We start from the raw sequence: 25,311 nt of genomic DNA on the forward strand, positions 1-25,311 counted from the left end.
AAATATGTCTTTAAAAAATACTATTAACAATTCTGGAGAAAGTGCTCAAGAAGACAACTCATTATTTGAGCATGCAATTCACCAACAGCATTATCAATTTCAAATTGGTATTGATAATCTAAAAAATGAGATTGAAAAGGTATCTCAATTAAAGTCAAAACTTTCGCCTATTGTAGGGAATCGTACAAGTCGTTTTTATAACGATAAAAATAAGTCTTAGTAAGTAATAACGAATATAAAGCATACAATTGGATAGTCCAGTTGTGTATATTTCTAACCAAGAATGAAAACATTCTTAAAAACTAATTTATTATTATGAATCATGTAAATCAACAAATTACCGATGCAGTAACGCAATCAAATGTAAAAGTTGTTGGAGAAGCTCCAGCAATAGCTTTAGGTAATGTGTATCAATCTGCTGCACATTCAACAGGATTGATGTTTGAAAATGCAGTAAATGCGCAAAGTCAACAAAACATTTTAGCACAAACTGCAACTACGCAAGGAGTTATGCAAATTTATAGCATGGACACTATTGCAGATGCTATTGGAGTAGCAAAAATGTTAAATGCTTCTGTTAACGCAGGTTAAAAAGCTACTTCTTATACAGCGAGAAAATAATAGGGCATTTTCTCGCTGTATTTAATCGAGTAGTAATAATTCGTCAGGACTTACAATTTTATTTTGAATGGCATAAATAATTAAACCAGCTGTATTTTTCACACCTGTTTTTAATAACAGATTTGTTTTGTGTGTTTCTACCGTTTTGGGCGAAATAAAAAGTCGTTCTCCAATTTCTTTGGTAGTACATTGCTGGCAGAGCAATTTTAAAATCTCTGTTTCTCTAGTTGTAAGCGTTTCTTTACTATGATCTGTAAATTCAGGCACTTTTTTAGACAGTTGCAAACGCATGATTTCCAATTGATCTTTTGAAAAATAATGTCCCTTTTTATAAACCGTTTGTATGACTTCTATAAGTTCAACTTCATCGATGTCTTTAGATAAAAAAGCACTTGCGCCAAGTTTGAGCATTTGCCCCATAAATGAACGTCTATAAAATGTAGAAAGTACAATCGTTTTCAACTCTTCAGCTCTTCTTTGTAATTCTCTCAATACAAACAAACCGCTTCCATCATCCATACGTAAATCTAACAATAAAACATCTATAGATAGTTCCTCATAATTTTCAATAAACGCTTCTCCTGTATGAGCAGTATATACAATTTCCATAGAATCTTGCTCATTGATAAATCGACTTAAAAGCTGCGTAAACAACTTATCGTCGTCAACAATAGCAATTCTTATAATTTTATTCATAGTCATTTTGATTCGATTGTGGGATAAATATAATAAACATTGTGAATTTTCCTATACTTGTTTTAAACTTATACTTACTTTTTATAATTTCTGCGCGATACTGAATGTTCTTCAATCCTATACCATTTGAGGCTTTTTCTATATTAAACCCACATCCATTGTCTTTTATAAATAAAGTAGTTGATTGTGCTGTACAACGAAGTTGAATATCAATTTTTGTTGCGTTTGAATGTTTTAAAATGTTACTAATCAATTCCTGGAAAATTCTAAATATATTTAGTTTTACTTCTGTAGAAAGTTGTTCTCTCTTTAAAAACCTAGATACAGAATATGTAACGTCTAATTTACTTTCTAATTGTTCAATATAATCTTCGATCAGAAGCGGAAGTTCAATTGTATGTTGTTCTAAAGGCGCGAAATTATGTGACAATGCGCGCACAATTCCCATAGAGTTTTTAAGGTTTTTTTGGAGTAATTCTATATTTCCATCAAATAAATTTAAACGCATCAATTGAAATCGACTCATCACATTATCATGCAATTCTTCTGATAAACGCCTTCGATCTTCTTCTTGAAAATAGATAAGTTTTTGTATATATTCTTCTCTTAAACTGATACTAACTTTTGCAAATTGATCTTTAGTATTTTTAATTTCTGAATTAAATTTTTCTAACAAAACGATAAAAGCCACAGCGTACAATCCGAAAATGAGTATCCCGACACCTATCTGACTAAAAGCTATTATATGTTTTATATATACTTCCATTTGAAATAATTCTCAACTGTAAAGAGCTATATTCAATACATTTTTAATAGCTACAATTGGATTACAAAATTGGAAGAATAGAAAACGAAGCGTGAAAAAAATTCCCTGAACGCTTAATAGTTACGTGTTAGTGTTTGAAATTTGAGTATGAGCGAAAAAAATAGCGCCTTGTCAATTACAACAAAACGCTACTTTAAAACTACATCGGTTTATTTAAAATAATCATTCCATAAATTAACGTATCACTTTCGCGAATTTGTCGCCATTTCATGACTTCTACGTTTAGTTTGTTTTTTAAAGAATCTTTCATAGTCACTTTTATTTTCATGGGAATTCCTGTGAAAGCAACCGAAATATCATAATTATGATACAAATCAGCTTCGCGTTTTGGGAAATACTCATAATCAGTTTTACCTATGTATACATAGCGATTGTACCCAAAATTATGTCCTAACAGTTTTACATACGCAGGATTAAAATATTGTGCTATAAATTCATTTCCTCGTTTCAACTTTTGAAAAATAGGCATCGGAAATGTTTCAAAACTTCTATTGTACAAAATCATATTTGACACCAAAGTTTCATTCAATGTCTCCAAACGTGCTACTCGCTCTACCAAACCTTCATTTTTTTGTCGCAGACTAAAGGCTGATACAGAAAGCACTAAAATTGGTATGTATGTAAATAGTCGGTATCGTTTGCAGGCTTCCAGCACGTGATGATACCATTTTTTTATTTGTGTATTTTCTTTTTCTGTAACTTCCATTGAGTGACTAATTTTTTATTATTTTGATTGAACTCATCTTGTAAATTTTAATTTATACGAATACAAGAATTTTAGTCACAGCTCCTCATTCCAAAAAACAAATGCTTTTTAGTGTATGGTTTTTGATTGGTTAATTAATGGAATAGATAGGATAGTATGCGTTGTAATTTTGCTTGAAAACCTAATTTTCAAACAAACATAAATGAGGGAAGTTATCTTTTATATTTCTTTAGCGATTACAAATATCTCTGATGAGAAGAAAACTATATGATAAATGTAAATACTATTGATACTACTATATGATAACGATATTATATGTACTCGGCATCTTGATTGACTAAATCCTTTGTCGTACAAAAATACGAAACGAGAAACCTTTGAAAGGCAATTTTAAGTTGGTTTACCTGTAGTTTCAGTAAGAAGTCGGAATATAAATAAGTTACTGCTTTTTTATTTTTTTTTAAATGAATAGAGACAACTGTGATTATTAAGAACTGACAATTATCATGTTTATATGAATTTGGATGAACTAATTTTGGTAGATAATAACATATATACCAAAATTATGAAGTCAATTAGAATTTATATAATCGTCTTTTTTATTGCCTTATCAACAAACATGAATGCGCAATTAAAAATTGATGCTGAACTACGTCCTCGTTTTGAATATCGCCATGGTTTTAAAACATTATTCCCAGATAATACTGATCCTGCAGCATTTGTATCTCAAAGAACACGCTTAAATGCTGGGTTTACAATGGAAAAGTTAGACTTTTATATTAGCTTACAAGATGTTAGAGTTTGGGGAGATGTTGCTCAATTAAATAGCGCCGATGCTAACGGATTTTCACTTCATGAAGCTTGGGCAAAAATTTGGTTATCGGAAGGTTTTGCATTAAAACTTGGTCGACAAGAAATTATATATGACGATAGTCGTTTTTTTGGAAATGTGGCTTGGGCACAACAAGCAAGAAGTCATGATGTAGCAATGTTGAAGTACAGCAAAAATAAATTTAAATTTGATATTGGTATTGCCTTTAATCAAGATGGAGAGACTTTAACTGGAACTACTTTAAACACAAATACATATAAGAGTTTTCAATATACTTGGCTGCATAAAGATTGGGAGAATTTCTCTGGAAGTTTCTTATTCTTAAATAATGGTTTACAGTTTATCGACACAAATAATGCTGATAATAATGATACACGTTATAGTCAAACTGTAGGAACACATTTAAAATACAACAAAGGTAAATTTGGATTTACTGGAAACTTGTACTATCAATTTGGAAATGATGTCGCTGACAACAATTTAAGTGCATATTTATTAGGACTAGAGGCTATTTATAAAGCTTCTAACAAGACAAAACTTGGTTTAGGCGTAGAATTACAAAGTGGTAATGATAATGGCGCTCCAGCTAATGGTGATAATAATGCCTTTACTCCTTTGTATGGAACCAATCATAAGTTTAATGGACTGATGGATTACTTCTATGTTGGAAATCATATCAATAATGTTGGGTTGCTAGATTTTTATGCAAAAGCAAATTTTAAACTGAATGAAAAATCGAATTTAAATGTTGCCTTTCATAATTTCTCTGCTGCAGCCGAATTTAGCGATAAACAACTTGGAAACGAATTAGATATAGTGTATGCCTATAAATTGCAGAAATATGTTTCTTTAAAAGCTGGATATTCTCATTTGTTTGCTTCAGACGGAATGGAAATTTTAAAAGGAAATATGGACGGAAATACCAACAATTGGGGTTGGGTTATGATTGTGATAAAACCTACATTATTTCAAACGAGTAAATAAGTATGAAGAAAAAGAGCATCTATATTTAGATGCTCTTTTTTAGTAGCTTATATTAATTGAATCTTTTATATGCTTCTCTTTCTAATTCTTCTCTAAAATTAGGATGCGCAATAGAGATTAATGCTTTTGCTCTTTGTTTTAAACTTTTACCAAATAAATTAACTACACCATATTCTGTTGCTACATAATGTACATGTGCTCTTGTTGTTGTAACACCAGCACCTTCTTTTAAGAATGGCGTAATTTTAGAAATTCCTTTTGTCGTCACAGAAGGCATTGCAATAATAGGTTTCCCGTGTTGTGAAAGTGCTGCTCCTCTTATAAAATCCATCTGTCCTCCTACTCCTGAGTATTGATATTTCCCAATGGTATCTGCACAAACTTGTCCTGTAATATCTATTTCAATTGCACTGTTTATCGCAGTAACTTTCGGGTTTAGTTTTATGATAGAAGTATCGTTTGTATATCCAGCTTCTTTAAAGTGTACTAACGGATTGTCATCAATAAAGTCATATAATTTTTGGGAACCAACCGCAAAACAGGTTACTATTTTTCCAGTTTTAATTTCTTTTTCTTCTCCTGTAATGATTCCTTTTTCTACCAAAGGTAAGATTCCATCAGAGAACATCTCGGTATGAATTCCTAAGCGTTTATGGTTTGTAAGATTGTGTAATACTGCATTTGGAATGTTTCCAATTCCCATTTGCAATGTTGCGCCATCATCTATTAATCCTGCAACATGCTTACCAATTCTAGTTTCTATTGTTGAAGGAGTTCCTGTAATTGATTCATGAATAGGAGTATCTACCTCTACGGCATAATCAATATTACTCACATGAATAATTCCGTCGCCATGTGTTCTTGGAACTTGCGGGTTTATTTGCGCAATAACCGTTTTTGCTGTTTGTATTGCAGGTAAGGTAATATCTACAGATGTTCCTAACGAGCAATACCCATGCTTATCTGGTAAAGAAACCTGGATAAAAGCAACATCCAACGGATATATGTTTCTTCTAAAAAGCCAATGTATTTCACTTAAAAAGATAGGGATATAATCTCCATTGTTTGAGTTTACCCCTTTTCTAACATTATCGCCTACAAAGCAACTAATCAGTTTAAAAGAATCGCTATAGGGTTGTTCTAAATATTTAGCTTTTCCATGTGTATGCACTTGAATAATCTCAACATTCTTTACTTCATTATAGCGTTCGCACAACGTATCGATTAATAAGTTTGGAGTCATCGCTGCTCCTTGAAAAAAAACTTTATCGTTAGATTTTACAATAGAAACTGCCTTTTCTGCGGTTACAATTTTTATGATATCTGCACTCATTTCTGTTAAATTTATAAGTGCAAAGGTCTATTGAAAACCAAATAGAATATATGATATTCATCATATAAAAGGATTAAAGTGCTTCTATTTTTTGATGATTAATCGACTAAATGTTGTTGCTTAAATTTCCCTTTACTTTTTCGAATTCGAACAGCAACTACCTTGTATTCTGGACACATCGCTTCTGAATCATGAACATCTCCTGTAATATTGTTGATCATGATTTCAGGGAAATGAAAAGTTGTGCTTAAAATCCCTTGTTTTACCTCATCGGTAATACGTGCTTTTACATCTACTTTTCCTCTAGGAGATTCTAAACAAACATAATCGCCTTCATTTATAAAATGTGATTGTGCATCGTCAGGATGAATCATTAAGTAATCATCTTCTAGAATTTTCTCATTGGCAGTACGACGTGTCATTGCGCCACAATTGTAATGTTCTAGCTCTCTATTTGTAGTTAGGATGTATGGATAATCTTTGGCATGTTCTACCAGTTCTATAGTTTCTTCCCAAGGATTGAATTCAAAATATCCTTTTCCTCTTTTAAACTCTTCCGTATGAAGAATTTGTGTATCTGTTCCATCTGAAGCTACAGGCCATTGCAATCCATTTTTACCTAAACGTTCCCACGATATTCCAGCGAAGAAAGGTACAATTTGAGAGATTTCTTCCAGCATTCCATCTGGCGTATAATCAGGTTGAGCGTAGCCCATTTTATTCATGATGTCTACTATAATTTGTCCATCAGGTTTACAACCATCTATAGGATCTACTACTTGGTTTACCGCTTGTACACGGCGTTCACCATTGGTGAAAGTTCCGCTCTTTTCTAAGAAAGAAGCACCTGGTAAAATTACATCTGCATATTTGGCCGTTTCCGTCATGAATAATTCTTGCACAATTACCAAATCAGTAGCATTCAATGCTTTTATTACTTTTTGAGTATTTGGATCGGTTTGAACTACATCTTCTCCTATAATCCAAATAGCTTTTAATTTTCCATCTAAAGCAGCTTCAAACATTTCAGGAATTTTATATCCAACATGTTTTGGTACTTCTACTCCGTAAAATTCATTGTATTTTTTATTTATTTCATCTTTGGTGACATCTAAATATCCAGCTCCTTGATGTGGTTGTACGCCCATATCGGCAGATCCTTGCACATTATTTTGTCCACGTAATGGATTTACTCCAACACCATTTCTTCCTATATTTCCTGTAAGCAATGCTAAGTCAGCAATTTGCATTACTGTAAATGTTCCTTGAGAATGTTCTGTAACACCTAAACCGTGGAACGACATTGCATTTGGAGCCGTTGCATACGATATCGCTGCAGCTTTTACATCGTTTCTATCTACACCAGAAACCTGTTCTAATTTATCGATATCAATGTTTAGCAATGCATTTTTATAATCTTCAAAGCCTTCCGTTCTTTCAGCAATAAAAGAAGTGTCTATAAGATTTTCTGTAACAATATAATACATCATCATGTTCAACACCGCAACATTTGTTCCTGGACGTAATGCTAAATGATGTGTTGCATATTTTGCCAATTCTGTACGTCGAGGATCTATGACAATGGACACATTTCCAGATTTCATAGCAAACTGCTTCAGTTTAGCTCCAGTTACTGGATGTGCATCCGTTGGATTTGCTCCAATGACCATGATACAGTTGGTATGTTTTAAATCTTCAATAGAGTTTGTAGCTGCTCCAGTTCCAAAAACGCGTTGCATTCCCAGTGCTGTTGGCGAATGACATACTCTTGCACAACCATCTATATTATTTGTTTGTATAACAGCTCTAAAGAATTTTTGCATTAAATAGTTTTCTTCATTGGTACATCTAGAAGAAGAAATTCCTGCAATGGCATCTGCGCCAAATTCATTTTTATAATTTGTCAGTTTTGAAGCTAAATATGTATATACTTCATCCCAACTTACTTTTTCAAACTCGCCATTTCTTTTGATCATTGGTGCATCTAATCGATCTGGATGATCGTAGAATTTAAATGCATAACGACCTTTAAGGCAGGTATGTCCTTGATTTACTTCTGCATCATACGGTGCTTGAATACTTAGAATTTCTCCATTGCTGGTAGAAACTTCTAAATTACATCCTACACCACAATATGTACAAATAGTACGTGTAGTATCTGTTGCTGCTATTGCTTTTGATTGGAATACATCAGAGATCGCAGAGGTTGGACATGCTTGCGAACATGCACCACAACTTACACAATCTGATTCCATAAATGAAGTATCTAATCCTTTGATGATTTTAGTATCAAAACCACGTCCAGACATGTTTAATACAAATTCTCCTTGTACTTCATCGCAAGCGCGAACACAACGGTAACAGTTGATACATTTTGATAAATCTGAAGTCATATATGGATGACTTAAATCTTTTTCTCTGTCTAGATGATTTTCACCTTCTGGATATCGTACTTCACGAATTCCAACTTGAGCCGCTACGGTTTGTAATTCACAATTTCCGTTTACTTCGCAAGTCAAACAATCTAATGGATGATCTGTTAATACAAGTTCTATAATGTTTTTACGCAACGCTTTTACAGCTTCCGTACTTGTGTATATATAATGACCTTCAGAAACTGGAGTATGACAAGATGCGACTGTTTTTAAAGGTCCGTTTTCTTGCAATGTTACCTCAACACTACATACGCGACATGATCCAAACGGATCAAGGTTTGGTGCATCACATAATGTGGGAATCAATCCTTTTTCCTTGTATCTTCTTATGAAAGATAGTATCATTTCTCCTTCAACTATTTCAAACGCTTGATTGTCTATGTATGCAGTTTTCATATATATAGTTTCTAGTTTCTTATTCTTGATTTCTGATTTCTGGTTTCCAATCAAATAAGGAATCAGAAATCAGAAACTAGAAATAATTAATTAAAATATGTTTTTAATTCTTCTTCAAAATATTGCATCGCATTTTTTACTGGAAGTGGAATTCCGCCTCCATGCGCGCACAATGATCCTTCGGTTAATGTCGTTAATAGATCATTAAATAAAGTTCTGTCTATTTTATAATCACTTTGTGTTGCTTTGCTTATAAGTTCATGTCCTCGTTTTGTACCTAATCTGCACGGGAAACATTTTCCACAACTTTCATACGCCGCAAAATCAAATAAATGTTCTAAGAATTTGATCATTGGGAAGTCTTTAGGAATACTCACAATTGAAGCATGTCCTAATAAAAATCCTTCTTTCGAAAACGATTCAAAATCTAACGTTAGATCATCTACTTTAGATATTGGTACCAATCCTCCTAACGGACCACCAATTTGAAGTGCTTTTACTTCTTCTTTAAATCCTCCACCAAGTTCGTTGATTACCACATTTAACGGTGTTCCCATTTCAACTTCATACATTCCTGGATTGTTAAAGAAACTGTCTAACGATACTAGTTTTGTTCCTGAAGATCGTTCAGTTCCTAGTTGTTTCCAAGCATTTCCTCCATTAGCTATTATGTAATGTACAGCCGCTAAGGTTTCTACATTGTTTACTATTGTTGGTTTGTTGAAGAGTCCTTTTTGAGCAGGATATGGCGGACGAACACGTACTTCTGGACGTTGACCTTCTATTGAGTTTATCAATGCTGTTTCTTCTCCACAAATGTATGATCCTTGTGCTTGAATTATTTTAAGATCGAAAGAGAATCCACTATCTAAAATATTGTTTCCTATCAATCCTGCTTGTCGTAATTCATCAATAGCATTTTGTACAATTGTTGCAGCTTCAGGATATTCTGCTCTGATGTATAAAATTCCGTAATTTGCATGTGTTACATATCCAGCAATCAACATTCCGAATAAAACAGAATGTGGTCTTTCTTCAAGTAAGTATCGATCTGAATAGGCTCCAGGATCACCTTCATCCGCATTACATATTATGAATTTTGTGTCATTATCTTGATTCTTGCAGAATTCCAATTTTAATCCCATTGGAAAACCTGCACCTCCACGACCGCGAATGTTAGCCGTTTTTATTTCTTCTAATACTTCAGAAGCATCTCTTTGCAACGCTTCTTTGAAAGGATTATAATATTCTTCAAGATTTGTATAAGGCAGAGTAAGTATTGCTTTCCCACTTGCTTTTACGTGATATGTATCGTTATTTAAATCGGTAGCATCGTCAACAATTTTATCAATCTTATTTATAGCATCGCCTGAATAGTTTTTCTTTCCATAGTGAAATGCACTGTTTTCATGACAGCGTCCTAAACAGGTCATGTGCCCTATTTCATCTTCTTGAAAACGATCTTTTAGTGTCTCTATAACTTGATCTTGCGTTCCAGCACAAACACAGGCAGTACCATTACACACATATACTTTTTTCCCTTTGTTTTCGGGCTTTAAAAAATCGTAAAAACTAGCTGTTCCGTACGTATTTGCTTTTCCTATTAGAAATTTATCTGCTAGTTTTGCCAATTCTTCATCGCTTGGTGCGCCATCAGCTTGGGCAGTTTCTCCCAATCGTTGAAAGAGATTATCTTTTAATCCTTTTCTTCCTAATAATTCACTTAGATTATCTGACATATACTTTGATTGCTAATTTTTATTCAATTGTTATAGGTGATTCTTGAACTAGGTTTAATCTATCCGCATGCGAATAACAAGTAGCTCTTCCATCACGACAAAATCCAAATAGTGTAATTCCAAATTCTTTTGCATAGTCTACAGCCAATGACGACGGTGCTGAAACAGCCGCTAAAAACGGTAGATTCGCTTTGAAGCATTTCATTATTATTTCATAAGAAACACGTCCGCTCACCGTAAGTATTTTTACTTTTTCCAGTTGTTTTGACGATATTAGTTTTCCTATTACTTTATCGACTGCATTGTGCCTTCCAATATCTTCCATAGCGCATACCAATTCGCCATTAATAGTAAAAGCAGCAGCAGCATGTGTTCCTCCCGATTTATTGAAATCGTGCTGTAAAGCACTCATATCCGTAAAAAGATTATGAATCAAATTACCATCAATTTTGTCTTTTGCTTTATTTGGAGTCTTATCAAAAGTAAGTTCTCCAAGTTCAGTTCTTCCGCAAATTCCACAGGATGATACTGACAATAAACTTCTACTATTTGCATATCCTTTTCCAAGTTCATTTTCTGGAACTGTAATATCTGCAATGGTAACTATAGAGTTTTCACTTTCTCTTTTTAGCGTAATTTCTGGATGAAATGATTTATTTCTTATAAGGTCTTCCGAATGCAATAACCCACGAATTAGACTTTTATCATGTCCTGGAGTTCGCATGGTTACAGTAAAAGGTGTTCCGTTGATATTTATTTGCAAGGCTTCTTCAACGGTAAGCGCATCTAATGTATGCTTTACCGAATTTGCTATGATTTTTTTACCGTTATAATTTCTTATTGCCATAAATAGTACCCTAATAACCTCGTTTTACACAAAGTTACTAGAAATTATGATAAGTCATTAGTTAAAATTTCTATTGGTTCACTTCTGTATGTGATTCTGAATCAAGCTCAGAATGACACACTTTGCAATGTTATTCTATTTTATGAAAAATTAAATTTAAAACAACCCAGATATTACTCCGTCATTATCTATACTAATGTTTTCCGAAGCTGGATGTGCTGGTAATCCTGGCATTCGCATCATATCTCCAGTAATTGGAATTACAAATCCTGCTCCAGCAGCAATTTCAATTTCTCGAACTGTAATCGTAAAATCTTTAGGTCTCCCTAATAATTTTGGATTGTCAGAAAGTGATTTTTGAGTTTTAGCCATACAAACTGGAAGGTTTTCAAGCTTTAATTTTTTTATCGTTCTTAAGTTTTTTCTAGCTGTTGAAGTGTATTCTACATTTTTTGCTCCATATATTTTAGTAGCAATAGCTTCTATTTTAGATTTCACATCCATATCCCAATTGTATATAGGCGTAAATTTTGATGATGAAGATTCTACAATATCTACTACATGTTGTGCCAATTCTAAAGCTCCTTTTCCTCCTTTTGCCCATACTTCTGCTAATGCTACACGAATGTTGTTGTTTTTAGCATAGGTTTTAATGACTTCTATTTCTGCATCTGAATCAGAAAGGAATCTGTTGATCGCTATGACTGGCGTAATTCCAAATTGTTTTACATTTTCAATATGCTTTTCAAGATTTGGCAATCCGTTTTTCAATGCTTCTACATTTTCTTCTGTTAGATTTTTTAAATCTGCTCCTCCATGATATTTTAGTGCTCTGATAGTTGTAGTTAGCACAACTGCTTTTGGAGCAATTCCAGCACTTTGGCATTTGATGTCTAAGAATTTTTCTGCTCCAAGATCTGCTCCAAATCCTGCTTCAGTTACTGTATAATCAGATAGCGACATTCCCATTCTAGTAGCAATCACCGAATTGGTTCCTTGGGCAATGTTTGCAAAAGGACCACCATGGATAATCGCTGGATTGCCTTCAATGGTTTGTACCAAGTTAGGTTTTACCGCTTCTTTTAAAAGAGCTGCCATAGCACCTTGTACTTTTAAATCTCTTGCATACACAGGTTTTCTGTCAAGAGTATAACCAATAAAGATATTTCCTAAACGTTCTTTTAAATTTTCTAAATCATCTGCCAAACATAAAATTGCCATGATTTCTGATGCAGCCGTAATGTCAAAACCTGTTTGTCTTGGGACTCCAGAAGTAGTTCCTCCAAGTCCGATAACGATATTTCGAAGCGATCTGTCATTCATATCCATTACACGTTTCCATGTAACCGTTCTTGCATCAATTCCTAAAGAATTTGTTTTGCTTTGAATATTGTTGTCAATTACAGCAGCTAATAAGTTGTGTGATTTTTCAATAGCTGAAAAGTCGCCCGTAAAATGTAGATTGATATCTTCCATAGGAAGTACTTGAGAATATCCGCCTCCAGTGGCGCCACCTTTTATTCCAAAAACAGGACCTAAAGAAGGCTCTCTTAATACTACTGTAGTTTGTTTTCCTAATTGATTTAATCCTTCAGACAATCCAATAGACATTGTTGTTTTTCCTTCACCTGCTGGCGTTGGAGAAATAGCTGTTACCAATACGAGGTTGCTTTTTTGTACTTTTTCAAGATCGATAATTGAATGTGGCAACTTGGCTTTGTACTTACCATACATGTCTATATCGTTGATATTTAAGCCTAATTTTTCAGCAATTGTACTAATGTGTTTTAGTTCTATTTTTTTAGCAATGTCTAAATCTGTCATAGGTGTAATTTTTTTTGGTTTTTGAAGATAACAATTTTATCTCGATTAGTTCTATTTTATTTATCCGCCAATAGCTATCATACTTCTGTTTTTTGAATGTAATTCTGGATTTTTAAGTTTTTCGAGTGTATTCATTCCGCTACGAACTTTTAGTTTTGCTTGCACAGCCTTTTGAATAACCGTTGTGATATCTTTTCCTGAACGCAATGCAGATAGTACATCTGATTCCGAACTTGAGAATAAACAGTTTTTGATTTGTCCGTTTGCTGTTAATCGCAATCTATTACAAGAATCACAAAACGGATTCGTCACAGAACTAATAATAGCGAAAGATCCTTTATAGTTTTTTATTCCATAGTTTTTAGACGTATCATTCGATGCATCTTCTAGTCGGGCAACATCTAAAGCTGGAAATGTTTTAAAAACGGTGTTCATGATTTCATCTAAAGAAACCATTTTTTTAAGATTCCACTGATTACCGTCAAAAGGCATAAATTCTATAAAACGAACAACTACAGGAAGTTCTTTTGTTAGGTTTATAAAATCTATAATTTCATCATCATTGAAGTTTTTTATCAATACAACATTCACTTTCACCTTGAATCCTTCAGCTACTAAAAGCAATATGTTAGCGTACACTTTTTCAAAATAATCTCTTCGTGTGATTTGTTTAAATTTTTCTCGATCTAAAGAATCCAAACTGACATTAATGTTCTTTATTCCACAAGTTTTGAAGATTGAAACATATTTATCTACTATAATTGCATTGGTTGTGATAGCCAATTCTGCTGGTAGCGTTGCTAGTTTTTCTAAAATTACTGGCGCATCTTTGCGAACCAATGGTTCTCCGCCTGTTAATCTGATTTTAGTCACGCCATGATCTACAAAAGTTTTGGCGATCTCGTAGATTTCTTCAGCTGTCATCAAGTGTGACTTTGGAGATAACGGAATTCCTTCCGCAGGCATACAATATGTGCACCGCAAGTTGCAGCGTTCCGTTAAAGAAATGCGCAAATATTGGTGTGCTCTTCCAAAAGTATCAGTTAGTATGTTTTGGTTTGTGTTCATGAATCGTGTCTCGCACCTTTAAAAATTCTAAAAACATGTAATAAAGAAGGAAATATTGCATCCATAGATTCTTTAGCGCCATTGGTTGAACCTGGCAATGCTAATACCAATGTATCTTTAAATGTTCCTGCTACGCTTCTTGAAAGCATGGAATATGGCGTTCTGTCTTGTCCGTAACTTCGAATTGTTTCTTCTATTCCAGGAATTTCTCTATCTAATAAAGGTCGTAAAGCTTCAGGAGTAATATCTCTTTTGGATAATCCTGTGCCACCTGTATAGATGATTAAATCAACTCCTTGTGCTTGATATTGTTTTGCTTTTTGTTGAATGATTTCTTTTTCATCTGGAATGATGATGTAATCAGCAATTGCAACACTGCTTTCTTCCAGTTTTTTTATGATTGCCTTTCCTGCTTTGTCTTCTTTCTGTCCTGCAGAAATCGTATCCGAACACACAATTACTGCTGCCGTGATATCTTTTCTGAATCGATCTTTAAAATCTGACTTTCCGCCTTTTTTAGAGATCAATTTTATTTGATGAATTTCAATGCCTTTGTCTATTGGCTTTAGCATATCGTACATATTTAAAGCAACAATACTTGCGCCATGCATCGCTTCTACCTCAACGCCCGTTTTATAAATTGTTTTTATGGTACATACTACCGTAATTTCCAATCCGTTGATTTCGTAGTCAATTCCAGTATATTCAATTGGTAACGGATGACAATCGGGTAATAATTCAGGTGTTTTTTTTACACCTAATAATCCTGCGGCTTTACTCATGGCAAACACATCGCCTTTCGGAACTGTTTTTTCTAAAATAGCCGTGATTGTCTCCTGTTTACTCACGCGAACAATTGCTTGCGCTGTGGCAATTCTGAGTGTATTGACTTTATGTGTAATGTCTACCATTTTGTATTGACTATTTTTTTATTGATTATTGTTTATTTGCTATTGACTAGTTGTTATTGATTATTGCGTTTAACTGTTTTCTTAATGAAATTAATTTTTCATAATAATCAATTAAAAATAATAAATAGTCAATTTAAGAATTCACTTTCCACTGATGCGTACTGTCTTCAAAAATTTCTTTTCCAAAAACCGGAACCTGTGTTTTTATTTCTTCAACTACATATTCGATAGCTTTGAAAACTTCTTTCCTTCTTGGAGAAGATACAAATACAAACAAACACAACTCACCAGCTTTTACATTTCCTAAACTGTGATATATATGCATACAGGTTAGATTGAACTTTTCAAAAGTAGCTTCACGTATTTCATGAAATTTCTGATTTGCCATTTCTTCATATGCTGTATATTCTATAGATACTACCACACGATTATTAACTTCGTCGGCACGTACTTGACCTAAAAAAATATCATGTGCGCCAATCGTTGTTTTTGATTGATGTTTCGCAATAGAATTCCCTATAAACTCAGCCGTAATAGGTCCTTGAATAAATACGTTTTTTATCTTTTTATCTTTTTTCATCTGTTTAATATTTTTTAACTTCTAAATGTTCAAAAAACATGAATACATTCAGGAACTTTCATTCGTTAGTTAGTCTCTATTGTGTTAAGTGCTTTTTGTAAACTAGAAGCACCTTCTTTTAAACTATAGCAATTTGTAATATGATGTTTATGTAATAGTGTTACTGCTTTTTTACTTCGTATTCCTGATTGACAGAATAGAATTTTTTCTTTTGCAGTATCAATGATTTCTAATTGATTTTCAAATTGACTTAATGGTATATTGATGTAATTTAGAGTCGTTATTTTAGGAACTTCATGTGTTTCACGTACATCTATAAATTGTACATTTTGCTTCTGTAATGCTTCTGCTATGGTGATTTCTTGAATTTCTGAAGCACAACTAAAAACTGTTTCTTGTTTTTGAAATTGAGCAACAGTTGTATCATAATCTGCCTGTTCCGTTTTTTGAATAGCAAAGGTGTTGGATTGCATTGTTAATGCATTGTAACACAATATTTTTCCAGACAATACAGTTCCTATTCCTAATATAATTTTCAATACTTCATTGGCTTGCATTGTTCCTATAATTCCTGGAAGTACGCCTAAAACACCTATTTCAGAACAATTAGGAATGGTATCTGCCTTGGGCGGATTTGGAAATAAACAACGATAACTTGGTCCATTTTTATAATTGAAAACGGCTACTTGTCCTTCAAATTTATAGATAGCTCCGTATACTAAAGGCTTTTTTGTAATGATAGCTGCATCATTTATTAAATAACGTGTAAAAAAATTGTCTGTTCCATCTACGATAAGATCGTATTGTTTACACAATTCAATAGCATTTGCATGTGTTAGTTTTTCTGCATACGCATGAATGGTAATCGTATTGTTTAAATCTTCCAAACGTTTTTTAGCCGCCAATGCTTTAGGCTTTCCTAAAGAAGATGAACCATATAATATTTGTCGTTGTAGATTGGATTCATCCACAACATCATCATCAATAATTCCTAAAGTTCCAACTCCTGCTGCGCATAAATACTGAAGAACTGGGCAACCCAAACCGCCAGCACCAACTACCAACACTTTAGAGTTTAGTAATTGCTGTTGTCCCTTCTCGCCTATTTCGGGCAATATGATATGTCTGTTATATCTATTCATCTATTTATAAATCATCCACCAGCAAAAGGTGGTAATAATGCCAATTCTCCTTGAGTTAAAACTGCTTCTTTAGCAACCAACACTTGATTTTGAGCTACTTGAAAATCTTTCGTTTTTAATAAAGGATGCTTACTGTACAGAATATTCAGTACGTCTAAAACAGTCGTTACTTTTTCATCTAGCGTTTCTTCTTGACAATTGGTAACTTCTGCAAGCATTCCAAAATATTTAATTGTTATCTGCATTAATTATATCTTTTAATTCTATTGGCGTATTTACATTCTTAGTATAAATTTCCATTGTTTTATTTAGTCTAATTGTTTTTGTATTTGATTTCTCTATTAATACTCTTAAGCGTCTTTCTCCTTGTTCTAATAATGATAAACATTGATCTTTACATTTCTTTTTATACAAAGCGATGAGCGGCATTTTCCGATCTTGACTTTGTACTTGCACAATGTCTGCCTCTGTTGAATGATTGATTAATTCCTTTAAAATAGTTGTATTGATTAATGGAATATCACAACTCAACACTAAATTATCTTCCGTTGTAGCATGTTGCAATCCTGTATACAAACCCGCTAATGGTCCTGCATCAGGAATGATATCTACTACTCGTTTTTTCTTAAAAACATCATACTCTTTATTATTACTCACAATGATAATTTCTGTAACCAATGGTTCTAAGGCATCGATACTATGTTGAATAAAAGGCTTTCCATTATATAATATAAAGCCCTTATCGCTTCCCATACGCTTGCTTTTTCCTCCAGCAAGGATAATTCCCGTGATCTGTTTTTTAGTTGCTTCCATATTAGATTAAAAACAATTTAAAAGATGCTAGAATTAATACAAAAGCTAGCATATATCGTAAGCTCTTGTTATTAAACTTTTTACTTCCATAGTAACCTCCTAAAAAGCCTCCAATAAGTGCAAAAACCACAAAGATGAACGCTTCATTTGGTAAAGAAGCGCCACTGCTTAATTGACCTATTAAACCTGCTGCTGAGTTTACCCAAATGAATAAGGCAGAAACTGCTGCAGCTTCTTTCATTTTTCCCCAATGCAATACTAAAATCACTGGGCTTAATATAATTCCGCCACCAATGCCAATCAACCCTGAAAAGAAGCCTATAATTGCTCCTACTAGCAGTCCTTGCCATATTTTAATATCTTTTACTTTCGATTTTTCATTTCCGAAAACATTCAACATTTTAAGAATGGCGAAAATTAATAGTAACGCCAATATTTTTTTATAGATAGAAGCATCAATTATAATCATTCCGCCTATAAACGCCATTGGAATAGACGTTATCGCAAATGATAAAAATAACTTTCGATTAAAATATCCTTCTTTATAGTAATGATAAAACGCAATGCCTGCTACAAATAAATTTAGTAACAATGCCGTTGGTTTCATTACTTCTGGAGCAAAGGAAAATAAAGCCATTAAGGCTAAATAACCACTAGCGCCACCATGTCCTACACTTGCATAGAGAAACGATATTACGGGTAATATCAATATAAAAATCCAATATGTAGCGACGTCTAACATTAAATAATTTCTATTTTAGAAAGTTGTTTATCTAGATATTTCCAACAATTTTTATTGATCTTATCAAAAGCAATAATTAATTCTTTTCCATACGTTGTTAATTTAGTTCCACCGCCATCTTTTCCACCAACACTTGCAACTATTACTGGCTCTTTTGCCGATTTATTAATTGCATCAATAAGTCTCCAAGCTTTTTTATAAGACATTCCTAACTGTTTAGCTCCTTTAGATAATGAACCTGTTTCTTCAACCGCTTTTAATAAGCGAACGCGTCCTTCACCAATGAGTACTTTATCACCTACTTCAATCCAAATTCTGCTTTTTATTTTGTAGTCCATAATGTTCTTTTTTAGTTAGGAATATGTATGACTTGTACTTTATCTCCTATGGAAATTTGATTCATATCTTCAGGCACATATACAAAAGCATTTGCGAGTGCAAATGTTTGTAGCATTGCCGAACTTTGTCCTTCAAGAATGCTTACTTTCCCTTCTTTATAGATGGCTTTTAAAAACTGTGCTCGATCTCCTCTTTTAGTAAAAGCTGATGTTGATGTTTCTATAGATTCTTTTAACTGAAAATTTGCAATACCAGACATTCTTTTTAATGCTGCATATACATATATATAAAAACAACTTAAAGCAGCAGCAGGATTTCCTGGAAGCGCAAAAATTGAAGTATTCTCTTTCTTTCCAAAGAATAATGGTTTTCCTGGTTTCTGTTTCACTTTATAAAACAGTTGATTTACATTTAACTCTTTCAGTGCTTTTCCAACAAAATCATAATCTCCAACAGAAATACCGCCAGTAACCAGCACGACATCATTTTTAGTAATTACCGTATCTAACAGCTGAAGCGTTTCGTTATAATCATCTGGAACTTTATATACATGTGCATTTGTAAAACCCGAAGCTTGTAAAGCACTTTGCAGCATTATTGAATTGCTTTCATATATCTTTCCGTAACTTAAAGGGTTCCCTACTTCAACCAATTCATTTCCTGTAACAACAATTGCTATAGAAGGCTTTTTGAAAACAGAAACTTTTTCTATTCCTATAGAAGCTAAAAAACCTATGGCAGCAGCTGTTAAACAAGTTCCTTTCTTTAATGCAATTGCTCCTTGTTGAACTTGTTCGCCTAATGGTCGAATATTAGCATTTAAAGCAACTTCGCTTGTTACTGTTATCCTGTTATTATTAGAAATTACGCGTTCTTGCATTACTACTGCATTGGCATCATCTGGCACAGCAGCTCCTGTAAAAATTCGAACAGCTTCTCCTTTCTTTAACCTTGGATGATGTCCGTCACCAGCCTTTATTTCGTCAATTACTTCATAAGTATCTAAATCATGTAAGCAAAGTGCATATCCATCCATGGCAGATTGTCGGAAAGGCGGCATGTTTATAGGCGAGATTATATCTTCTGATAGATAATTAGAAACACTATCAGTTAAAAATTTCTCCTCTATTTTAGCGATACTTATACTATTTAATATGAGTTGTTTCGCTTCTTGCGTACTTATCATTACTTAAAATTATTACTACTCTTAAAAGCAGTTTCGTTATCTCCTAACAAATATAACGCTTTGATTTTTAATATGTATATGATAAATATCATGTTTTAAACCTTATTCTTTATAGTAATTTGTAATAGAACATTAAAGAAAAACAATGCCCGTTAAAAGTTATTTAGCACATCCGCATGAAGGTAAAAAGCACAAATTGATAGAAGCTTTATCAAAGTTTGAGCAATGTGAAGTTGTTCCTGCTCAAAATCAAGATTTAGTAATTATTGTGACTGATACAGAAAGTAATAGTGAAGAAGATCATTTAAAAGAACAAATAGAAGCTATTGATAGTCTAAAATTGTTAGCAATGGTTTCAGGATTTAATACACCTAAAAAGAATTAATACTATGTATACTTCTATAACAAACAGACGAAGTTTTATAAAAAAAATGGCCTTACTTTCTGCTATGACGGCCGCAGCAACTATGTTTCCTGGAATTCTTTTCGCAGAAGAGCAAGAAAGAGGATTACCTAAAGGCGGTAATTTAGACTGGAAAAAAGCACCCTGTAGGTTTTGTGGAGTTGGTTGTGGTGTATTAATTGGTGTAGATAACGGAAAAGCAGTAGCCGTAAAAGGTGATCCAAAATCTGCAGTAAATAAAGGTCTTTGTTGTGTAAAAGGATATCATTCTGTTATGGCTATGTACGGTAAAGACCGATTGACAAAACCTTTGGTAAAGAAGAATGGAAAATATGTAGCAACCTCTATGAATGAAGCTTTAGATCTTATTGCTTCAAAGATGAAAGAAACGATTAAAGATCATGGAAAAGATTCAGTTTCTATATATGGTTCAGGACAATGGACAATTCCCGATGGTTACGTAGCTTCCAAATTATTTAAAGGATGTATCGGAACCAATAATGTTGAGGCAAACGCACGTTTGTGCATGGCGAGTGCCGTAACAGGTTTTTTAACTTCTTTTGGAATTGACGAACCAATGGGTTGTTATGAAGATATAGATCATGCGGATGTATTTGTTTTATGGGGAAATAATATGGCTGAAATGCATCCTGTTTTATTCTCTAGAATGTTAGATCAACGCTTAAAAAGAGGCGTAAAAATCATTGATTTCGCAACACGTACCACACGTACGAGTATGGCAGCCGATAAATCTATCCTATTTCTTCCACAAACTGATTTAGCAGTAGCAAATGCTATTTGTTATGAGATTATAAAAAATGGTTGGGTTAATACATCTTTTGTAGAAAAGCATTGTAATATCAATAAAGGATTGACCAATATGGGATATGGTCTTGAAGACAAATATAAGTTTAAAGATAAGCCTGAAAAGATCGATTTTGAATCTTATAAAAAATTCTTGGAAGATTATACTCCTGAGAAAGTAGAAAAAATATCTGGAGTATCTGCAAAAGACATTAAATATATGGCGGCTTATTATGGTGATCCTAATAAGAAAGTAATGTCATTATGGTGTATGGGACCAAATCAACATTCTCGTGGTACATGGATGAATAATCTTATTTATAATATTCATTTGTTAACAGGAAAAATTTCAACACCAGGAAACAGTCCATTTTCTTTAACAGGACAGCCTAGTGCTTGTGGAACTGTGAGAGAAGTAGGAACGCTAACTCACAAACTTCCGCATGGCGTAGTTATGAAGAAAGAACACAGAGAGTTTGCAGCAAAAATTTGGGATGTTCCTGTAGAAAATATAGATCCAAAACCAACCTATCATACGGTAGAAATGTTTAGAGCATTAGATCGTGGAGATATTCGTTTCATGTGGATTCAGGTTACAAATCCTATGGTAACCATGCCTAAGTTAAAACGCTATAGAGATGGAGCTAAAAAAGAAGGTCGTTTTATTGTAGTTTCTGACATCTATCCTACTCCAACAACAGATATTGCCGACGTAATTTTGCCTTCTGCAATGTGGGTAGAACGTGAAGGAATGTATGGAAACTCTGAAAGACGTACACAGTATTTTGAACAAATGGTTGAGCCGCCTGGAGAAGCAATTAGCGATACTTGGCAGTTGGTGGAAGTAGCGAAACGTATGGGATTTGAAAAACAATTCTACTATAAAGAAGAGACACATATTGAAGAGATTTATACTGAATATCGTAGACATCACGATAATAAAAAACACAATATGGCGCCTCTTAAGGTTTTAAAAGAAAATCCTGGAATGCAATGGCCGTATGTAGATGGAAAACCAACGAAATGGCGATTCAATTCAAAATATGATCCTGCGTGTAGTAATGGTGAAGAATTTCATTTTTATGGAAAACCTGATGGAAAAGCCATTATTTGGCAACGTCCTTATGAACCAGCTGCAGAAGAACCAGATGCTGAATATCCATTTTGGTTAAATACTGGTCGTGTGGTTGAACATTGGCACACAGGCTCTATGACACGTAGAATTCCTGTACTGCACAAAGCAATGCCTCATGGATATGTAGAACTAAATCCTAGAGATGCAAAACGCATGCAAATAAAAAATGGAGATCAGGTAAAATTGACAACTAGAAGAGGGCAAATTATAATGCCAGCATCTATCAATCAAAGAGGTGTTCCTGCGCCAATGCAAGTGTTTGTACCATTCTTTGATGAAAACATGTTAATCAATGACATCACGTTAGATTCTTTTTGTCCTATCTCTAAAGAACCCGATTATAAGAAATGTGCTGTTAAAGTAGAAAAAGCTTAATGTATGAAACGAGCATGTTAAAAAGTTTCTTCCTCAAAGGAAATAATTAATAGCAAACAACATGTGACCGATAAAAAGTAATAAATATATACGCATGAAAAGATTAGGTATCATATCATTATTTACACTGTTATTTATAGCTTTTATAGTTGTATGGAATTATAGTTATCAAACTGGGTTAGAAGACGCTTATATTCCAATGACCAATGATAACCCAACTCCTTCTATTCCATCTGAAACAGGCGTTTTTCAACGTTCAGAATTTGCGTTAGATTATGCTAATATGCCTATCGACGAAAATCATCAAAGATCTTTAGCAACTTATTATGATAATAGAGCGTATCATGGAGCGCCTCCAAGTATTCCACATGAGGTAAAGAGTGAACGAAGCATGGGCGCAAATAACTGTTTGCAATGTCATCAAAATGGAGGATTTGTAACAAAGTTTAATGCATATGCTCCAGTAACGCCGCATCCAGAAATGATAAATTGTAGGCAATGTCATGTTGCAGAAAACACAAAGTCACTATTTAAGGAAACTGCTTTTCATAAAGTACTTGCACCTAAAGTTGGAATTAATAACGCATTAGATGGAAGTCCGCCAGTAATACCGCATCAAATTCAAATGCGAGAAAATTGTTTGTCATGCCACGCAGGACCAAGCGCTCCAAAAGAAATTAGAGTAACACATCCAGAGCGAATCAATTGCAGACAATGTCATGTTATTAATAATAAAGAAGTTAAAGATATCGGAATTTTTACTAGACAAAAAAATGGACAATAAAAACTACATCATAATCATAGCAACTGTGTTTCTTTCTATGTCTATATTTTCATGTAAACATCACGGAGAAGAATATCATAGTATTACAGACAAAATTGAAGCTGAAAGTAAAAACTACCACGGTACTTCTATTTCTTCAGAAGGTCATTTAGGAGATGAAAAAATGATCGAAATTACTGTAGGAGAGCATACTTTTTTAATTCCAGAGCGCAAGAGTCAAATTAAGTCATTTGCCTGTACCGAATGTCATTCAAAACCTTTAAATGAATTACAGAGTTCTGAAGGAATAAAGAAAGCACATTGGGATATCGCTTTAAATCATGCTGATCAAAATACAATGAACTGTACAACTTGCCATAATGAAAAGAAAATGAACGACTTAACAAGTTTAACAGGACACACTATTGATTTTAATAAAAGTTATCAATTATGCGCACAATGTCACACAAAACAATTTGATGATTGGCAAGGCGGCGCACACGGAAAACGTATTGGTGGATGGGCACCTCCAAGAGCATCAATGACTTGTGTAAACTGTCATAACCCACACAAACCACATTTTGAGTCTAAATGGCCCGCAAGGTTTAATACTCAAAAAGTAAAAGAAAGAGAGTAATAAGAGTTTTTGTATAGACTAATAACATCATTTTAGGTATGAGCAATAATAATAAATGGTTTTCTCTAAATTTTGGAAGAAAAGAAAAAGATACTTCTCACTCTTGTGGTTGTGGAAATCCTTCTGGAGGATGCAATTCTAGTAGTTCAAAAGAAGAATTAAATGAAAAAGAGTTTTTTGAAGCAGCAATAGATGCCTCTATAGGTGATGAAAGAACTAAAGATGGCTTTGACCAAGTGTTTGATGTTAAAATGGATAGAAGGTCTGCCTTTAAAAAATTGACAGCAAGCTTATTGATTGGAGCTGGCGCTGTATCTTCTTGCACCAGCGTTATTGCTGGTGATGACACCAAAGAAAAAGCACAAATAGATTGGGAAGAACAATTTAAAGGCAATTATAAATTGATGACCAATGATGAGAAAAAAGGAACAGTAGATAGACTTGTTCGTTCTTATCAGCTACGAACTGGAAAAACCATTAGCATGTCTTCCAAAAATGCAGAAGAAGATGTACTCTTTGGATACGCTTTTAATATTTCCAAATGTCAAGGGTACATGGATTGTGTTACGGCTTGTGTTGAAGAAAATAACCAAGACCGAAATTCTCAAATGCAATACATCCGTATTCACGAAATGAAAGACGGAAAAGGATTCAACTTTAATGAAGCTGATGATAATTATTACCACGAAGTTCCTGCCGAAGGACATTTTTACATGGGAACGCAATGTTTTCATTGTGACAATCCGCCATGTGTAGATGTTTGTCCAGTACAAGCCACATGGCGAGAAGATGATGGTTTGGTTGTAATAGACTATGATTGGTGTGTAGGATGTCGTTATTGTATGGCAGCTTGTCCTTATGACGGTCGTAGGTTTAATTGGAGTAAACCAACTGTTCCTGAAGAAGAGGTTAATAAAAATCAGCATTATTTAGGAAATAGAATGCGCAAAAAAGGAGTCATGGAAAAATGCACATTTTGTGTACAACGTTCTAGAGTTGGAAAAAACCCTGCTTGTGTAGAAGCATGCCCTACTGGCGCCCGCATTTTTGGAAACCTATTAGACTCAAATAGTACAATACGCTGGGTTCTTGAGAATAAAAAAGTATTTAGACTTAAAGAAGATTTAGGTACAGAGCCTAAGTTCTGGTACTTTATGGATTAATAAAATATAAA

Annotated in this window: 25 protein-coding genes; 8 read left to right on the plus strand and 17 right to left on the minus strand. The window is 33.7% G+C overall.

The window, feature by feature from the left end; genetic code table 11:
* Window positions 1-4 precede the first annotated feature (4 nt).
* Both ACRBBL_RS19480 and ACRBBL_RS19485 read left to right on the plus strand, forming a co-directional pair.
* Window positions 5-220 (plus strand): hypothetical protein, encoded by a 216-nt coding sequence (locus tag ACRBBL_RS19480; protein ID WP_431370758.1) that lies wholly within the window; start codon window positions 5-7, stop codon window positions 218-220.
* A 95-nt stretch (window positions 221-315) separates the two neighbouring features.
* Window positions 316-591 carry a RebB family R body protein gene (locus ACRBBL_RS19485; protein WP_431370759.1) on the plus strand — a complete coding sequence of 92 codons (276 nt, stop codon included), beginning with the start codon at window positions 316-318 and terminating at the stop codon, window positions 589-591.
* 51 nt (window positions 592-642) lie between these two features.
* Here the strand turns inward: ACRBBL_RS19485 and ACRBBL_RS19490 are convergent, their stop codons facing one another.
* The 3 genes from ACRBBL_RS19490 to ACRBBL_RS19500 all read right to left on the minus strand — a co-directional run bounded on the left by ACRBBL_RS19490 (window position 643) and on the right by ACRBBL_RS19500 (window position 2,849).
* Window positions 643-1,317: a response regulator transcription factor gene (locus tag ACRBBL_RS19490; protein WP_431370760.1), complete on the minus strand. Its 675-nt coding sequence runs from the start codon at window positions 1,315-1,317 to the stop codon at window positions 643-645.
* Window positions 1,310-2,083, minus strand: a complete 774-nt coding sequence (locus ACRBBL_RS19495) for a sensor histidine kinase (RefSeq protein WP_431370761.1) — start codon at window positions 2,081-2,083, stop codon at window positions 1,310-1,312. Before ACRBBL_RS19495 ends, ACRBBL_RS19490 begins: the two co-directional genes overlap by 8 nt.
* A gap of 199 nt (window positions 2,084-2,282) precedes the next feature.
* Window positions 2,283-2,849 carry a hypothetical protein gene (locus tag ACRBBL_RS19500; protein ID WP_431370762.1) on the minus strand — a complete coding sequence of 189 codons (567 nt, stop codon included), beginning with the start codon at window positions 2,847-2,849 and terminating at the stop codon, window positions 2,283-2,285.
* A 565-nt stretch (window positions 2,850-3,414) separates the two neighbouring features.
* Between ACRBBL_RS19500 and ACRBBL_RS19505 the strand changes: the two genes are divergently transcribed.
* Window positions 3,415-4,665, plus strand: coding sequence for an alginate export family protein (locus ACRBBL_RS19505; RefSeq protein WP_431370763.1), 1,251 nt, complete (start codon window positions 3,415-3,417; stop codon window positions 4,663-4,665).
* Between the two features lie 52 nt (window positions 4,666-4,717).
* On the opposite strand, the gene ACRBBL_RS19510 is transcribed toward ACRBBL_RS19505, so the two are convergent.
* From ACRBBL_RS19510 to ACRBBL_RS19575, 14 genes are all read right to left on the minus strand, one after another.
* On the minus strand, window positions 4,718-5,998 hold the full coding sequence (locus ACRBBL_RS19510; protein WP_431370764.1) for an acetyl-CoA hydrolase/transferase family protein: 1,281 nt from the start codon (window positions 5,996-5,998) through the stop codon (window positions 4,718-4,720).
* A 98-nt stretch (window positions 5,999-6,096) separates the two neighbouring features.
* Complete coding sequence (gene fdhF, locus ACRBBL_RS19515; protein WP_431370765.1) at window positions 6,097-8,829, minus strand: formate dehydrogenase subunit alpha; 2,733 nt, start codon at window positions 8,827-8,829, stop codon at window positions 6,097-6,099.
* A gap of 86 nt (window positions 8,830-8,915) precedes the next feature.
* Window positions 8,916-10,568 carry an NADH-ubiquinone oxidoreductase-F iron-sulfur binding region domain-containing protein gene (locus ACRBBL_RS19520; protein WP_431370766.1) on the minus strand — a complete coding sequence of 551 codons (1,653 nt, stop codon included), beginning with the start codon at window positions 10,566-10,568 and terminating at the stop codon, window positions 8,916-8,918.
* Window positions 10,569-10,587: 19 nt separating this feature from the next.
* Window positions 10,588-11,415 (minus strand): formate dehydrogenase accessory sulfurtransferase FdhD, encoded by an 828-nt coding sequence (gene fdhD / locus ACRBBL_RS19525; protein ID WP_431370767.1) that lies wholly within the window; start codon window positions 11,413-11,415, stop codon window positions 10,588-10,590.
* 156 nt (window positions 11,416-11,571) lie between these two features.
* Entirely contained in the window at window positions 11,572-13,239 is a 1,668-nt protein-coding gene (locus tag ACRBBL_RS19530; protein WP_431370768.1) for a formate--tetrahydrofolate ligase, read from the minus strand.
* A 60-nt stretch (window positions 13,240-13,299) separates the two neighbouring features.
* Window positions 13,300-14,307 carry a GTP 3',8-cyclase MoaA gene (moaA, locus tag ACRBBL_RS19535; protein ID WP_431370769.1) on the minus strand — a complete coding sequence of 336 codons (1,008 nt, stop codon included), beginning with the start codon at window positions 14,305-14,307 and terminating at the stop codon, window positions 13,300-13,302.
* Window positions 14,304-15,218: a bifunctional molybdenum cofactor biosynthesis protein MoaC/MoaB gene (gene moaCB / locus ACRBBL_RS19540; protein WP_431370770.1), complete on the minus strand. Its 915-nt coding sequence runs from the start codon at window positions 15,216-15,218 to the stop codon at window positions 14,304-14,306. Before moaCB ends, moaA begins: the two co-directional genes overlap by 4 nt.
* A 133-nt stretch (window positions 15,219-15,351) precedes the next feature.
* The gene (locus ACRBBL_RS19545; RefSeq protein ID WP_431370771.1) at window positions 15,352-15,798 is read right to left on the minus strand and encodes a molybdenum cofactor biosynthesis protein MoaE; all 447 of its coding nucleotides are present in this window, start codon (window positions 15,796-15,798) and stop codon (window positions 15,352-15,354) included.
* 65 nt (window positions 15,799-15,863) lie between these two features.
* Window positions 15,864-16,940, minus strand: a complete 1,077-nt coding sequence (moeB, locus tag ACRBBL_RS19550) for a molybdopterin-synthase adenylyltransferase MoeB (RefSeq protein ID WP_431370772.1) — start codon at window positions 16,938-16,940, stop codon at window positions 15,864-15,866.
* An 11-nt stretch (window positions 16,941-16,951) separates the two neighbouring features.
* On the minus strand, window positions 16,952-17,185 hold the full coding sequence (locus ACRBBL_RS19555; protein WP_431370773.1) for a MoaD/ThiS family protein: 234 nt from the start codon (window positions 17,183-17,185) through the stop codon (window positions 16,952-16,954).
* Window positions 17,169-17,753: a molybdenum cofactor guanylyltransferase gene (locus ACRBBL_RS19560; protein WP_431370774.1), complete on the minus strand. Its 585-nt coding sequence runs from the start codon at window positions 17,751-17,753 to the stop codon at window positions 17,169-17,171. The genes ACRBBL_RS19555 and ACRBBL_RS19560 overlap by 17 nt, the downstream gene beginning before the upstream one ends.
* A 1-nt stretch (window position 17,754) precedes the next feature.
* Window positions 17,755-18,495, minus strand: coding sequence for a sulfite exporter TauE/SafE family protein (locus ACRBBL_RS19565; RefSeq protein ID WP_431370775.1), 741 nt, complete (start codon window positions 18,493-18,495; stop codon window positions 17,755-17,757).
* Window positions 18,495-18,833, minus strand: coding sequence for a winged helix-turn-helix domain-containing protein (locus tag ACRBBL_RS19570; RefSeq protein WP_431370776.1), 339 nt, complete (start codon window positions 18,831-18,833; stop codon window positions 18,495-18,497). Before ACRBBL_RS19570 ends, ACRBBL_RS19565 begins: the two co-directional genes overlap by 1 nt.
* 11 nt (window positions 18,834-18,844) lie before the next feature.
* Entirely contained in the window at window positions 18,845-20,020 is a 1,176-nt protein-coding gene (locus tag ACRBBL_RS19575) for a molybdopterin molybdotransferase MoeA (protein WP_431370777.1), read from the minus strand.
* A gap of 145 nt (window positions 20,021-20,165) precedes the next feature.
* Here ACRBBL_RS19575 and ACRBBL_RS19580 point away from each other — a divergent pair, with 145 nt between their 5' ends.
* The 5 genes from ACRBBL_RS19580 (at window position 20,166) to ACRBBL_RS19600 (ending at window position 25,300) form a co-directional block, all read left to right on the plus strand.
* On the plus strand, window positions 20,166-20,405 hold the full coding sequence (locus ACRBBL_RS19580; RefSeq protein WP_431370778.1) for a hypothetical protein: 240 nt from the start codon (window positions 20,166-20,168) through the stop codon (window positions 20,403-20,405).
* A 46-nt stretch (window positions 20,406-20,451) separates the two neighbouring features.
* Complete coding sequence (locus tag ACRBBL_RS19585; RefSeq protein WP_431370779.1) at window positions 20,452-22,737, plus strand: molybdopterin-dependent oxidoreductase; 2,286 nt, start codon at window positions 20,452-20,454, stop codon at window positions 22,735-22,737.
* Between the two features lie 94 nt (window positions 22,738-22,831).
* The gene (locus ACRBBL_RS19590; protein ID WP_431370780.1) at window positions 22,832-23,521 is read left to right on the plus strand and encodes a multiheme c-type cytochrome; all 690 of its coding nucleotides are present in this window, start codon (window positions 22,832-22,834) and stop codon (window positions 23,519-23,521) included.
* On the plus strand, window positions 23,511-24,137 hold the full coding sequence (locus tag ACRBBL_RS19595; protein ID WP_431370781.1) for a cytochrome c3 family protein: 627 nt from the start codon (window positions 23,511-23,513) through the stop codon (window positions 24,135-24,137). Before ACRBBL_RS19590 ends, ACRBBL_RS19595 begins: the two co-directional genes overlap by 11 nt.
* A 38-nt stretch (window positions 24,138-24,175) precedes the next feature.
* Window positions 24,176-25,300: a 4Fe-4S dicluster domain-containing protein gene (locus ACRBBL_RS19600; RefSeq protein ID WP_431370782.1), complete on the plus strand. Its 1,125-nt coding sequence runs from the start codon at window positions 24,176-24,178 to the stop codon at window positions 25,298-25,300.
* The last annotated feature ends 11 nt before the right edge of the window (window positions 25,301-25,311 follow it).

Source organism: Kordia sp. (genome assembly GCF_050633145.1).
Lineage (GTDB): Bacteria > Bacteroidota > Bacteroidia > Flavobacteriales > Flavobacteriaceae > Kordia.